General features: G+C 74.7%; 15 protein-coding genes and 1 riboswitch. Of the genes, 9 read left to right on the forward strand and 6 right to left on the reverse strand.

What is annotated here, in order from left to right; genetic code table 11:
• Positions 1–30: 30 nt before the first annotated feature.
• The 4 genes from GMA12_RS09920 to GMA12_RS09935 form a co-directional block, all read right to left on the reverse strand.
• Positions 31–1,068, reverse strand: a complete 1,038-nt coding sequence (locus tag GMA12_RS09920; RefSeq protein ID WP_162459704.1) for an FAD-dependent oxidoreductase — start codon at positions 1,066–1,068, stop codon at positions 31–33.
• Between the two features lie 36 nt (positions 1,069–1,104).
• Positions 1,105–1,656, reverse strand: a complete 552-nt coding sequence (locus GMA12_RS09925) for a hypothetical protein (RefSeq protein ID WP_156269364.1) — start codon at positions 1,654–1,656, stop codon at positions 1,105–1,107.
• Positions 1,657–1,848: 192 nt separating this feature from the next.
• Positions 1,849–2,574 carry a VC0807 family protein gene (locus tag GMA12_RS09930; protein WP_156269365.1) on the reverse strand — a complete coding sequence of 242 codons (726 nt, stop codon included), beginning with the start codon at positions 2,572–2,574 and terminating at the stop codon, positions 1,849–1,851.
• Positions 2,575–2,599: 25 nt separating this feature from the next.
• Complete coding sequence (locus GMA12_RS09935) at positions 2,600–3,205, reverse strand: TetR/AcrR family transcriptional regulator (RefSeq protein ID WP_156269366.1); 606 nt, start codon at positions 3,203–3,205, stop codon at positions 2,600–2,602.
• A 144-nt stretch (positions 3,206–3,349) separates the two neighbouring features.
• Here GMA12_RS09935 and GMA12_RS09940 point away from each other — a divergent pair, with 144 nt between their 5' ends.
• On the forward strand, positions 3,350–3,940 hold the full coding sequence (locus GMA12_RS09940; protein ID WP_156269367.1) for a GNAT family N-acetyltransferase: 591 nt from the start codon (positions 3,350–3,352) through the stop codon (positions 3,938–3,940).
• Between the two features lie 219 nt (positions 3,941–4,159).
• On the forward strand, positions 4,160–4,804 hold the full coding sequence (locus GMA12_RS09945) for a GNAT family N-acetyltransferase (protein WP_156269368.1): 645 nt from the start codon (positions 4,160–4,162) through the stop codon (positions 4,802–4,804).
• Here the strand turns inward: GMA12_RS09945 and GMA12_RS09950 are convergent.
• A complete protein-coding gene (locus GMA12_RS09950) occupies positions 4,776–5,777 on the reverse strand; it encodes a GlxA family transcriptional regulator (protein WP_156269369.1) in 1,002 nt (333 codons plus the stop codon). The two genes, GMA12_RS09945 and GMA12_RS09950, sit on opposite strands and share 29 nt — an antisense overlap.
• A 102-nt stretch (positions 5,778–5,879) precedes the next feature.
• Between GMA12_RS09950 and GMA12_RS09955 the strand changes: the two genes are divergently transcribed.
• From GMA12_RS09955 to GMA12_RS09970, 4 genes are all read left to right on the forward strand, one after another.
• Positions 5,880–6,491, forward strand: a complete 612-nt coding sequence (locus GMA12_RS09955) for a hypothetical protein (protein WP_156269370.1) — start codon at positions 5,880–5,882, stop codon at positions 6,489–6,491.
• A gap of 180 nt (positions 6,492–6,671) precedes the next feature.
• Positions 6,672–6,998 carry a GYD domain-containing protein gene (locus GMA12_RS09960; protein ID WP_156269371.1) on the forward strand — a complete coding sequence of 109 codons (327 nt, stop codon included), beginning with the start codon at positions 6,672–6,674 and terminating at the stop codon, positions 6,996–6,998.
• Between the two features lie 32 nt (positions 6,999–7,030).
• Positions 7,031–7,525: an SRPBCC family protein gene (locus GMA12_RS09965; protein ID WP_156269372.1), complete on the forward strand. Its 495-nt coding sequence runs from the start codon at positions 7,031–7,033 to the stop codon at positions 7,523–7,525.
• A gap of 72 nt (positions 7,526–7,597) precedes the next feature.
• Positions 7,598–7,665: riboswitch (guanidine-III (ykkC-III) riboswitch) on the forward strand.
• Between the two features lie 10 nt (positions 7,666–7,675).
• Positions 7,676–7,990 (forward strand): DMT family transporter, encoded by a 315-nt coding sequence (locus GMA12_RS09970; RefSeq protein ID WP_162459705.1) that lies wholly within the window; start codon positions 7,676–7,678, stop codon positions 7,988–7,990.
• Between the two features lie 78 nt (positions 7,991–8,068).
• Here GMA12_RS09970 and GMA12_RS09975 read toward each other — a convergent pair whose 3' ends face one another.
• Entirely contained in the window at positions 8,069–9,409 is a 1,341-nt protein-coding gene (locus GMA12_RS09975; protein ID WP_156269373.1) for a serine hydrolase domain-containing protein, read from the reverse strand.
• Positions 9,410–9,958: 549 nt separating this feature from the next.
• Here GMA12_RS09975 and GMA12_RS09980 point away from each other — a divergent pair.
• The 3 genes from GMA12_RS09980 (at position 9,959) to GMA12_RS09990 (ending at position 11,806) form a co-directional block, all read left to right on the forward strand.
• Positions 9,959–10,801 carry a hypothetical protein gene (locus GMA12_RS09980; RefSeq protein WP_156269374.1) on the forward strand — a complete coding sequence of 281 codons (843 nt, stop codon included), beginning with the start codon at positions 9,959–9,961 and terminating at the stop codon, positions 10,799–10,801.
• 177 nt (positions 10,802–10,978) lie between these two features.
• Positions 10,979–11,410 carry a DUF1801 domain-containing protein gene (locus tag GMA12_RS09985; protein ID WP_162459706.1) on the forward strand — a complete coding sequence of 144 codons (432 nt, stop codon included), beginning with the start codon at positions 10,979–10,981 and terminating at the stop codon, positions 11,408–11,410.
• A 231-nt stretch (positions 11,411–11,641) separates the two neighbouring features.
• The gene (locus tag GMA12_RS09990) at positions 11,642–11,806 is read left to right on the forward strand and encodes a hypothetical protein (protein ID WP_156269375.1); all 165 of its coding nucleotides are present in this window, start codon (positions 11,642–11,644) and stop codon (positions 11,804–11,806) included.
• Positions 11,807–11,828 lie beyond the last annotated feature (22 nt).

An 11,828-nucleotide genomic window follows, 5' to 3' on the forward strand; every position in this document is an offset into this window, starting at 1 on the left:
GCGGTCGCCCGCACGGCCGGTCGCCGGCGACTACCCCAACCGGCTCAGGCCCGAGGCCGCGGCCAGGACCGCGTTGCGCACGGGCAGGAAGTGCTGCGCGGTGCTCACGGTGTTGGCCAGGCGCGCCAGGCGCACCGTGCGGGTGGCCGGCCGGCGGCGGGCGTCGTCGTACCGGCGCAGGGCACCGGCCACGTCCGGTGCCGCGGTCAGCGCCTCGACGAGGGCCGTGGCGTCCAGGAGGGCCTCGCAGGCGCCCCGGCCGAGATTGGGGGCCATGCCGTGGGCGGCGTCGCCGAGGAGCGCGGTCCGTCCGCTGACGTAGGAGGGCGGCGGGGCGACGTCGAGCAGCGTGCGCCGGTCGATCGGGGCGTCCTCGAGGACGTCCAGCACGCGCCGCACCTCCGCGTGCCAGTCCCCGTACAGCTCACGCAGCAGCTGGGCGGCGCCGTCCGAGGACGTTCCCGGGGGCAGGAGGTCGGCGCGGATGCTCGCGAACCAGTTGGTGTTCCCGGCGTCGTGCGGGGTGATGCCGAAGAGCCGCCCGGGCCCCCAGGTCTCCGTGACCCCGTCCGCCGGGCCGGGCACGGTGCCGCGGAAGGCGACGGTGCCCAGCGGCCGCGGGGCGGCGCCGAACAGGGCAGTGCGGGTGGGGCTGTGGATGCCTTCGGCGGCGACGACGACGTCGGCCGCGGGCAGCTCGGCGTGCTCGGCGACCGGGGTGTTCCACGCGATGACTCCCGGGGGCATCGCCGCGGCCAGTGCTCCCAGCAGGGCAGGCCGGGGCACCAGCCGGACCGGGCGGCCGAGGTCCAGGCGGGCGATCTCGGTGCCGTCCGGCCGGAGGAGCCGCCCGCCGCGCTGCTCGACGGAGGCATTCCGGACCTCGTCCCCCACCCCCAGCCGGTCCAGGGCGTGCATGGCCTCGGGCCACATGCCCAGGGCCGTGCCGGTGCCCGGCAGGCCCGGCGAGCGCTCGAGCACGTGGACCGTCCAGCCCGCGCGGAGCAGCCCGCGGGCGGTGGCGAGGCCGGCGATGCCGGCCCCGAGGACGACGGCTGATCCCTGCACGGCGCCTCCTCCGGTCGGTGGTGTCCTGTTCAGTGTCTACGCCCGCGCCGGCGATGTCTGCGGGTGGTGCTCCCCGGCCGCCGCCCGGGCGAGGATCCGGTGCCGGTAGGCCGCGGCGCACGCGGTGAAGGCGGCTCCGGCCGCGACCGTGTTGAAGACCATCCGGGAGCGGCCGTGCCAGGTGGTGAACTCGGCGGCGACCTGGCGCAGGTGCTCGGCGGAGTGCACGGCGGCGCCCTCGACGAACATGATGTCGTTGCGCGGCCAGAAGTAGAGCATCGAGACCACCCCTTCGGCCACGAACATGGCCAGGCTCAGCAGCACCCACCAGCGGACGGCGGGCAGCCGCCAGTTCAGGACGAGGGCGGCCGCACCCAGGACCCAGGCGGCGAAGCCCAGGGGCGGGAAGAAGTCGGCCGGGCCGCTGACGGCGAGGAATTCCATCGTCAGCTCCAGGGACGCCGGCGGATCGGCGAAGACGTTGGGGTAGACCATGAACGTCTCCAGGACGATGGCCCCGAACAGGGTCATCGTCACCCACAGGTGGACGACGAGAACGGGCAGGGCCAGGCGGCGCAGGGCTTGCACGGGGTGCTCCTTTCACGAGCGGCGGTCAGTTCGAGCTGACCTCGACGCTACGGAGCACCGCCTCCGCGAACATCGGGCCGGAGGCGGCACCTCCATCGCCGCCCGACGGCCCCGCGGGTCCCCCGGAGGCGACGCGGCCCGTCGCCTCCGGGGCGGCCGCGGACAGAGGGCGACGACGGGGCGGCTGCGGGCTCAGACCCGGTCGCCGGAAGCGCCCTGGCCCGTGCCGGGGACCAGGTGCCGGCGGCCGTAGGCCTTTCCGCCCTGGATCACGGCCACGAGCAGCAGCACGAGCAGCCCGACACTGGCCGCGGGCACCACGTCGACGGGCAGCGTGTAGGCCATCACCACCCGGGCCGCGGCATCGAGCAGGAACGCGGCGCCGACGGCGGCGGTCATCCGGCGCAGCAGCCGGCGGAAGCCGGGGCTGGTCTCCCAGTCCCGGCGCCACCCCGCGGCGGCCTCGGCGGGCATCAGGCGCAGCGTGGCCTCGTAGAGCACCGGCTTCTCCCCCAGCAGGGAGGCGAGGATCCATCCCCCCACCAGGGCGGTCAGCCAGCTCTCCCGCGCCAGCAGCAGCCGCGGGTCGGGGCTCAGCAGTCCGACGACGGTGCCCGCTGCGAGCACGGTGAGCGTGAACAGGCCCAGCCGCTCCAGCCGCCGGGCGCGCACGGCCGTGATCACCACCCGCGCCAAGGGCCCGACGGCGCCGAGCATGAGGGCCGTCCACGCGTCCGCCCCGGCCAGCCGGGACCCGTAGTAGAGGGCGAAGGGCAGGACCAGGTCCACCCCCAGCCACCAGGCGGCGCTGCTGCACCGGCCCGGTGACGCGGCGTCGTCGTCGGGCGCGACATCAGGCGCGCCGCCGACGGCGTCGTCGGGGGCGTCGTCGGGGGCTGACGATCGTGCACTGCTCATGGCGTCCTCCTCGGGGACGGTGCGCTCAGCGCGCTCTGCGGGTGGCGAGCTCGGCCGTGGCCACGAGCTCCCGGGTGTAGGCCGCGAGGTCGAAGCCGGGATCGGTGACCAGCCGTCCGGAGGCGGTGTCCACGGCCCCGCGCAGCAGCACGGCCATGCTGCGGGCGTCGAAGTCGCGGAACTCCCCGGCCCGCTGGCCGTCCCGCAGCATCTGCTCCAGGTGGCCGAGCACGGGGTCCTCCCCGGTCGGGGCGAACCGGGGAGCGCCGTCCGGTCCGCGCAGGTTCATCACGATCTCGGTCACGGCCCGGATGTCCGCCGGGTGGGCGGCCAGGAAGCCGAGGTTGGCCTCGAGATAGGCCCGCAGGAACGCCGCCCCGCTGCGCCCGGCGGTCGCCGCGGCGATGGCCGTCCCGGCCCGGGTGTAGACGTCGGCCACCACCTGCTCGAGCAGGTGGTCCTTGCCCGGGAAGTAGTAGGAGACCACGCCCTTGCTGACCCCCGCCCGGCGGGCGATCTCCGCCAGGGAGCCCCGGGCGTAGCCCAGCTCCGCGATCGCCCCGACCGCGCACGCCAGGATCTGCTCGCGCCGGGCCCGCTCCGTGAACGTTCCCAGGCTGTCCCGTTCCATGTCTGACCGCATGGTCAAATTCTCGTACGCCCGGTCAATCGAGACCAGGGTCTGCAGATCACGATCCGGCCACACCGGCACGGCGGGATCGTCTCCTTCCCGCTGGTGGATGCCCCGCGGCCCGCGCCCGCGCGAGAATGGGCCATGGACACCACCCCGTTCACCATCCGGCCGGCCACGAGCGAGCGGTTCGACGACGTCGCCACCGTCCTCGGCCCCCGGAACCCCGACTCGACGGTGTGCTGGTGCCTCACCTACCGGCTGCCGTCCCGGGAGAACCGCGCACTCACCGCTCGGGAGCGGGCCCGGAAGGTGCAGGAGCTGTGCGCCCGCCCGATCCCGCCCGGCGTCCTCGCCTACGACGGCGACACCGTGGTCGGCTGGTGCGGCGTCGCCCCGCGGGCCGAGCTGCACACCTTCAGCCACAGCAGGACGATCCCCCACGTCGACGACCTCCCGGTCTGGACCGTGTGGTGCTTCCGGGTGCGCGGTGGCCGACGCGGCCGGGGTGTGGCCCGCGCCCTGCTCGACGGCGCCGTGGAGCACGCCCGCGGCCACGGGGCGCCGGCGATCGAGGGCTATCCGGTCGACAACGGGGATCGGAGGGTCGACACCACGATGGCCTACGTCGGCACCCGCGCCATGTTCGAGCGCGCCGGCTTCACCTGGGCCGCCGACACCACCTCGACGCTGAACGGGTTCCCCCGCGTCCTCATGCGCCGGTCGCTGCGCTGACCGGCGCCCGGAGGGACCAGGACGCGGGGTCACCGGCTCCGGTTCCGCGCCGGTCGCCCGGAGGAGGCGGCCGGGGTCGTCCGGCGGCGACACCGTCCGTCGCCGCCGGACGGATGCCAGCGGCCGGGACGCTCCGTACCGTCGGTGCCGTGGACCGGGAGCGCCCGCCACGCCGGGCGCCCGGCTCCGCCGAGCACACCGTGAGACGAGGAGACGGCCATGAGCACCACCCGCGGGGAGCGTCCCGCCCGGAGCGGCGACCCCAGGGCCGAGGTCCGTGCACTGCGGCCGGTGGAGCTGCCGGCCGCGGTCGGGCTGATCGCCCGCGGCATGCGGGACAACCCCGTCCACCACGCCGCCTACGGCCCGGACCCGGACCGGCGGCTGCGCTGCCACGCCCGGGTGATCCGCGCCCTGCTGGCGGCGTCGCCGGCCCTGCACCTGCTGGGCGTGACCCGGCAGGGCGCGCTCGTGGCGGTGGCGGCCGAGGCCCCGCCGGGAACCTGCCGGCTGACGACCCGGCGGCTGCTCCGGATGCTCCCGCACCTGGCGCGCCTGGGCCCGCGGACCGCGCTGCGGGTGCGGGCCTGGACCGGGGTGTGGGCCGCGCACGACCCCGCGGAGCCCCACGTGCACCTGGGGCCCGTCGCGGTGGACGCGCACCTGCAGGGCCGAGGACTCGGGACCGCCGTGCTGCGGGAGCACTGCCGCCGGCTCGACGCGACCGGGCAGGTGGGCTACCTGGAGACGGACAAGCCGGCCAACGTGGTGTTCTACCGCCGCTTCGGGTACGAGGTGGTCGGGCAGGCCCCGGCCCTGGGGCTGCCGACCTGGTTCATGCGCCGGCCGCCGGCCGCGCGCTGACCGGACGGGACGGGCGGGTGAATCGGGCCCGGTACTCGGTGGGCGAGAGCGCGTACTGGTTCACGAAGCTCTGCCGCAGCGCCTCGGCGGAGCCGAACCCGCACCGCTGGGCGATCGCCGCGACCGGCAGCGCGCTGGACTCCAGGAGTCGGGCGGCGGCGTCGGTGCGGGCCTGCCGCACGAAACGGGCCGGTGGCCGGCCCAGGTGCGCGTCGAAGAGCCGGGTGAGGTGGCGGGGGCTGACCCCGACGTGGCCGGCGACGGCGGCCGTGGACAGGTCCTCGTCCAGATGGGTGCTGATGAACCCGATCGCCGCCTGCACCACGTCGTTGCCCTCCCCGGGCACCCCGGTGAACAGGCTCATCTGCGCCTGGTTGCCCGGCCGCTGCAGGTAGGTCACGAGGTTGCGGGCCACCTGGCGGGCCAGCGGCACCCCGTGGTCCTCCTCGATGAAGGACAGCGTCAGGTCCAGGGCACTGGTGACCCCGGCCGCCGTCGCGATCCGCCCGTCCCGGATGTAGATCGGGTCCGGGTCCACCGTGACCTGCGGATAGCGGCGGGCGAGGTCGGCGGCGAAGTACCAGTGCGTGGTGGCCCGCCGCCCGTCGAGCAGACCGGCGGCGGCCAGGACGCTGGCACCCGTGCACACGGAGGCGACCCGCCGGCTGGTGGCTGCCAGGCGTCGCACGTGCCGCAGGAGGGGCGCGGTGGCGGCGGCCCGGTGGTGGCCGACACCGCCGGCGACGATCACGGTGTCGACCGGCCCGAGGACGCGCTCCAGGGCGCCGTCGGCCTGCAGCGTCAGGCCCGTCTGGCAGCGGATCGGAGCCCCGTGCAGGCTCAGCACCTGCACCCGGTAGGGATCGGGCAACCGGCCGATCCGGTTGGCCAGCGCCAGCGGGGAGGTGATGCAGGCGATGTCGAGCAGCTCCGCCCCCTCGTAGGCGAGCACCGCCGTGGAACGATCGGCCATCGGGGTCTCCCGTCAGCATCGGTGGGACGAGTATCCCAGGAATCCGGACGCGGCGGAGCAGGAGCACGGGGCGTGACGTCCGGCCGGTCCTACCGTCGTGGCATGAGCTCCCGTTCCCCGTCCGCGACCCATTCGTCCACGACGCCGACCGCACCGGCGTCCCGGCTCGTGCGGGCGCTGGCACGGCGGTGGCCCACGATCCTCGGCGTGGCGTTCGCCGCGTTCAACCTCGCCACGGACGATCCGAACAGCATCACGGCCGTGCTCCTGGTGCTGGTGCTCGCGACGACGGCGTATGTGGTGATTGCCGCCCTCGTCCGTCCCGGCTGGTCCTGGCCGGTGCTGGGCGTCCTGGTCGCCGCCGTGGTCACCGCCCGGCTCGTCTCGTCGGGGCCGGTCCTCGAGCTGGCCGCGATGACCGCGGTCGCGGTGGGCGCCGTCGCCGTCGGCGCCGCCCGGGGCGCCTTCTCGCGGCCCGGGCCCTGGCGCTGGCAGCCGTTCGCCGCCGTCGGCTTCATGGCGCTCGGACTCGGTGCCCTGTGGCTCGCCCCGGAGGCCGGGCGCGTGCTGATCGCCGCCGGCCTGATCGGCCACGGGGTGTGGGACGTCGTGCACTGGCGCCGCCACGCCGTGGTCTCGCGGTCGCTGGCCGAGTGGTGCGCGGCCCTGGACCTCGCCCTCGGGGTCGGGATGCTCGTGCTCGCGCTCGCCTGATCGGACCGCCCGCTGCCCACCGCTCGCCGCACCGAGCTCCGCCGACACGAAGGCGCGAAGAGTCACGGGCCGGCGACGATCCGGCCGCCGCCCTTGGGCGTGCCGTCGCCGGGTGCCTACGGTCGACGCACTCCCCGGGTGGATCCGCGACTCCACCCGGGACACCGGAAGGACGGGACGATGCCGCTGTATCTGTCGAAGTTCACGTACACCCCGGAGACCTGGGCCCGGCTCATCGCCCACCCGGAGGACCGCCGGGAGGCCGCGCGGACCAACATCGCCTCGGTCGGGGGCACGCTGCACGGATTCTGGTACGCCTTCGGCGCGCACGACGGCTACCTCCTGTGGGAGGCGCCCGACAACGTCTCCATGGCCGCACTGGCCCTGGCCATCAACGGGGGCGGGGCCATGAGCTCGTGGGAGACGACCGTCCTGATGAGCGTCGAGGACACCCTGGACGCCCTGCGCCGTGCCGCGCAGGTCGACTACCGGCCGCCCGGCACCTGACCTGCCCCGCCATCCCACCACGGAGGACCACCATGCAGACCCTGGGCCGTGCCGAGGAGTCCGTGCACATCGAGGCGCCGCCGCAGGCGGTCTACGACGTCGTAGCCGACGTCACCCGCACCCCCGAGTACAGTCCCGAGGTCGACGAGGTGGTCTGGCTCGACGACGGCGGCCCGCACGTCGGCGCCCGGTTCCGGGCCCGCAACCGGGCCCCGGAGGACTCGAGGTTCTCCTGGCACAACAGACCGATCGTGATGGCCGCCGAGCCCGGCCGGGAGTTCGCCTTCGCGCGCACCGAGCCGTTCGCCGGCACGATCGTGTGGCGCTACCGCTTCGAGCCCGAGGGCACCGGCACCCGGGTGACGGAGTCCTACGAGGTGGCCCGCCCGGTCGGCCGGATCGGCTGGTTCATCATCGGCACCCTGGGCCGGGACCCGGACCGGATGACCACGATGCACGAGGGGCTGCGCGAGAGCCTGCGGCGGCTCAAGCGCCTGGTCGAGGCCGAGACGGCGCGGTCGTCGTGAAGCTGTCCGCGCGGGCACGCGGGTGGTGATCCGTCTGACGTTGCCCCGGGCGTCCGGGGGTGAGACGGTGGGAACGAGCCCGGGATCCCGGGCTCCCGGACGAGGGGTGCTGTACCCGGCGAGCGACAAGACGGCCCGCAGGAGGCTGTCGTGTCATGGTTCGTTCTGGTGCTCTCCGGGATTCTCGAGGCGGTGTGGGCCACCGCCCTGGGCAGGTCCGAGGGTTTCACCCGGCTCGGCCCGTCCGCGGTGTTCGCCGGAGCCCTGGCGGCGAGCATGGCCGGTCTGGCCTGGGCGATGCGGGACCTGCCCGTGGGCACCGCCTACGCGGTGTGGGTGGGCATCGGCGCGGTGCTCACCGTCGCCTACGCGATGGCCACCGGTGACGAGCTGGTCTCGGCGCTCAAGATCGTGTTCCTGCTGATGATCATCGGCGGTGTCCTCGGGCTGAAGCTGACCCACTGAGGCCGCACCGCGGTGCCCGTCGCCGCCGCAGGACGGCAGCCGCGACACACGACCGCGCCGGACGGGCAGCGCCCGTGCTCACTGCTGCGGGTTGGGTGTGAAGGTGTGGCCCAGAGCGGTGGAGAGCTCGGCGAAGATGCGGGTGGCGGGCCCCGAGCACGGCAGCGTCCTCGGGTCGTCGGCCAGCACCGGGGACTCGGGGCAGTCTCCGGAGGCGATGTCGCTGTTGACCTGCACGACCACGGTGGTGTCGGTGGTGGTGTCGTAGTAGACGGTGGTGTTGTAGCCGGGCAGCTCCCCGGTGTGCCCGACCCAGCCGTCGATGCACCCGAAGCCCAGTCCGTAGCCTCGTTCCGGCGGTGCGAAGGACGTGAGACGTTCCCGCTGGCTGTCGGCCTCCAGCAGACCCTGTCCGGTGCCCAGGGCCCGGCCGAAGGTCAGCAGGTCGTCCATGTCCGAGATCAGGCTCCCCGCGGTGAAGGCCCAGGTGGGGCTCCAGTGGGTGGCGTCGGCCGGGGCTTCGGGGGTCGCGGTGTCGCCCTGCAGGGTGAAGCCGCGGGCGAAGGGCTCGGGCAGCTCGGTGGAGGCGCCGGGCCAGACGGTCTCGTCGAGCTCCAGCGGGTCGAAGATGTTGGTTTCCATCACCTCCCCGACCGGCTGTCCGGTGACCTGCTCGACGACCAGTCCCAGCAGGACGTAGTTGGTGTTCGAGTAGTCGAACTGCTCCCCCGGGGCGAACAGCGGGGACTCCGCCACGCCGTAGGCGACGAGCTCCTCGGGCGTGTAGACCGTCTCCGGGGCCGCGAAGAGACTTCTTTGGAATGCCTCGTTGCGGGAGTAGCTGGCGATGCCGCTGGTCATGTCCGCGAGCTGGCGCAGCGTGATCCGGTCCCCGTTGGGGATGCCCTCGACGTAGTCCCCGATGGGGTCGTCCAGGGACAACCTGCCCTCCTCGGCCAGCTGCAGCACCAGGGTGGCGGTGAAGGGCTTGGTGGCGGAGCCGATGCGGGTGTGCACGCCGACGTCCATCGGCTCCCCGGTCGCCGGGTCGGCCACCCCGTAGGCCTGCGTCCAGGTCCCCTCCGGGGAGGCGACCCCGACGACCGCTCCGGGGGCGGAGATCTGGCCGAAGGATCGCCGGGCGGCGGCGTCCAGCCTCGCGGTCAGCTCCGGCGGCAGCGGCTCCGCCGCCTGCGGGGACGGATCGGTGCTGACGACGCGGTCGACGTCGGTGACACAGGCCTCCGGAGCGGCGGGCGCGGGGAGCGCCGTGGATCCGGGCGCGGGTCCGGCCGTGGGTCCAGTCGCGGGTCCTGTGGCGGCCGACGGCACGCCGACGGCGCCGCCGGCCCCGAGGAGCAGCACCGCCGCCAGCGCGGCGACGAACGGGCGGCGTGTGGATCGGATGGGTGATGACATCGGTGTTCTCCTCCCGGTCGGCGGAGCACGCCGTCTGCGCGGCCCCTCCGCCCTGGCGGCGGTGCTTCGGGCTCTGTCGTCGTGGGCGACGATGCCGACCCCTGCGGCGCGCACCACGGCGGCGGCAGCTCCTGGCCACCCGCGCGGACACCGGGATCGAGGGCGGGGCGGGCCGGTGCCGGGCCCCGCAGATCATGCGCCCCGGCCCAGGACCGACCCCGGGCGGACCGCTCCGTCCAGCGTAGGACTGCCTCGGGGACCGGCCTCTGCCCCCGTCCCGGATCGTTACCCGGCATCGGAAGATGACGCACCTGGCGGCCTCGGCGGGCCCGATGGCGCCGCCTCCGGCGGCGGCACCACCACGGTCAGCGCCCGGTCCGGCGCTGACCAGGCGCTGTGACGCCACGTTGCGCCCGGCTCGCGCCCAGGGTGTGAGGATGCCCACTCATGCTGTGTTATCCCAGGTCAACCGGGATAATGGATGCGGCCGACCCGAGCGACGTCGCGGGGATCCGGCCCCCCAGCCCGCGACCGGACCAGGACATCAGCATGACCCTCGAGAAACCACAGACCAGCACCGCGCCCACCGACGAGCAGGCCCCCACCGACGAGAAGCCCGAGAAGAAGAGCTCGGCCCTGAACGTCCCGGGCCTGCTCGCCGGCGCCGCCACCGCCGCGACCATGTCCGTGATCGGCGGCCATCTCAGCGTCGTCGGCACCGTCCTCGGCGCCGCCCTGACGAGCATCGTCTCCGGCATCGCCGTGGTCATCTACTCCACCTCGCTCGAGCGGAGCCGACAGGGCCTGCAGAAGGTCCGCACCGTGGTGACCAAGCGCATCCTCACCCGCGACGGCCTGCGGATCCCCGAGACCCACGGCAGCAGCGCCGTGGAGGACGAGGCCCCCGGGCAGCGCTTCCGGCTGCCGCTGAAGCAGGTGCTCGTGAGCACCGGGGTGATCATCGGGCTGGCGGTCGCCGCGGTCTTCGGCATCCAGGCGCTGACCGGCACCGAGCTCTCCGGCGGCACGGGCACCATCCAGCGCACCGTGACGGGCTCCGAGTCCGTGGCCGTGCGCAGCGTGACGCCCCCTGCCCCGGCCGACGAGCAGGCGCCGGCCACCGGAGAGCTGGCCCCGGCCGAGGGTGCCGACCCGGCGGAGGTGCCGACCACGGCCCCCACGGCGGAAGAGGTGGTGCCCGGCGAGACCGCCCCGACCAGCGGGGCCGTGACCGGCGACGACACGACCACCTCCGACGACGCGGCCGCCGGCACGGGCAGCCAGCCGCTGGACGGCGGCCAGACGGGCGCCGACACCGGCCAGCTCGACCCCGGGGCGGCCCAGCAGGGCGCCGCCGGCACGGACGCCGGAGCGGCCCCCGCCGCCCCGTAAGCAGGACCCGGCGCCCGGAGACCAGGGGCGGCAGACGTGGCCACCACGTCTGCCGCCCCTGGTCTCCGTCCGGCCGGCCCTTCCGCGTCCGCCGCGCGGCGTACGGTGACCCTGGGACCGGCGACGCCGCCGGCCCGGGGCGGCCCGCCCCGCACCGCCCCCGTCCGAGGAGTCACCGTGGAGAAGACCCCCCAGCCGGTCGAGGAGTTCCTCGAAGGCGTCACGCCCCGGAGACGACGGACCGACGCCGAGCGGCTGCTCCCGCTGTTCGCCCGGGCCACCGGAGAGACCCCCACGATGTGGGGCACGATCGTCGGCTTCGGCGAGTACCACTACCGCTACGCCAGCGGCCACGAGGGCGACGCCCCGGCGGCGAGCTTCGCCCCGCGCCGGGCCGCCACCACCATCTACCTGTTCGACGGCGTCAGCGCCTACCCCGACCAGCTGGCCCGGCTGGGCCCCCACACGACGGGCGTCGGGTGCCTCTATGTCAAGGACCTCGACGGCATCGACCTCGGCGTGCTCGAGGACATCGTCGCCGCCTCGTACCGCGCCGTCACCCGCGGGACCTTCGGCGGGCGCGCCCGCGACGGCGGCTCCTCGGACTGAGGCGAGGCCACGGCGCCGTCGAGGCCGTGGAGCAATCTTTCGTCATGTTCGCGTCTTCCCGCTGACCAGGCCCGATGTTTCCGCGGGTGCCCGGAGCTCTGGACTTAAGTCCAGAGACATATAACCCGGTCGGCACCTAACTTGGGGGTGAACCGGGCTGCGATCGCAGCCGTGGAAGAGACGACGAAGGGGATCGCAGTGGCGGGGGTTCGGGAAGTGCGGGAGGACCGGGTGGCGCAGTGGCTGACGGTGGTGGCCGTGGCGCTGTTCATCGCCAACGGCGTGGTGCTGGCTCTGGGAGCCCAGGCGTACGGGTGGGCCGCGCTGCTGGTGGGGGGCGCCGTCCTCGTCGCGGTCTCCACCGGCATCCTGGAGCGCCCGCTGCGCCGGAGCTGACCCCACGGCCGCCCCGGACGGC

The sequence above is a fragment of the Kocuria sediminis genome (assembly GCF_009735315.1).
GTDB lineage: Bacteria > Actinomycetota > Actinomycetes > Actinomycetales > Micrococcaceae > Kocuria > Kocuria turfanensis.

Bases quoted from the DNA above. Each gene is read 5' to 3' on its own strand.
- GMA12_RS09975 (WP_156269373.1), bottom strand. From the start codon at position 9,409: ATGTCATCACCCATCCGATCCACACGCCGCCCGTTCGTCGCCGCGCTG.
- GMA12_RS09935 (WP_156269366.1), bottom strand. From the start codon at position 3,205: ATGGAACGGGACAGCCTGGGAACGTTCACGGAGCGGGCCCGGCGCGAG.
- GMA12_RS09955 (WP_156269370.1), top strand. From the start codon at position 5,880: ATGAGCTCCCGTTCCCCGTCCGCGACCCATTCGTCCACGACGCCGACC.
- GMA12_RS09940 (WP_156269367.1), top strand. From the start codon at position 3,350: ATGGACACCACCCCGTTCACCATCCGGCCGGCCACGAGCGAGCGGTTC.
- GMA12_RS09950 (WP_156269369.1), bottom strand. From the start codon at position 5,777: ATGGCCGATCGTTCCACGGCGGTGCTCGCCTACGAGGGGGCGGAGCTG.
- GMA12_RS09930 (WP_156269365.1), bottom strand. From the start codon at position 2,574: ATGAGCAGTGCACGATCGTCAGCCCCCGACGACGCCCCCGACGACGCC.
- GMA12_RS09945 (WP_156269368.1), top strand. From the start codon at position 4,160: ATGAGCACCACCCGCGGGGAGCGTCCCGCCCGGAGCGGCGACCCCAGG.
- GMA12_RS09980 (WP_156269374.1), top strand. From the start codon at position 9,959: ATGACCCTCGAGAAACCACAGACCAGCACCGCGCCCACCGACGAGCAG.
- GMA12_RS09965 (WP_156269372.1), top strand. From the start codon at position 7,031: ATGCAGACCCTGGGCCGTGCCGAGGAGTCCGTGCACATCGAGGCGCCG.
- GMA12_RS09960 (WP_156269371.1), top strand. From the start codon at position 6,672: ATGCCGCTGTATCTGTCGAAGTTCACGTACACCCCGGAGACCTGGGCC.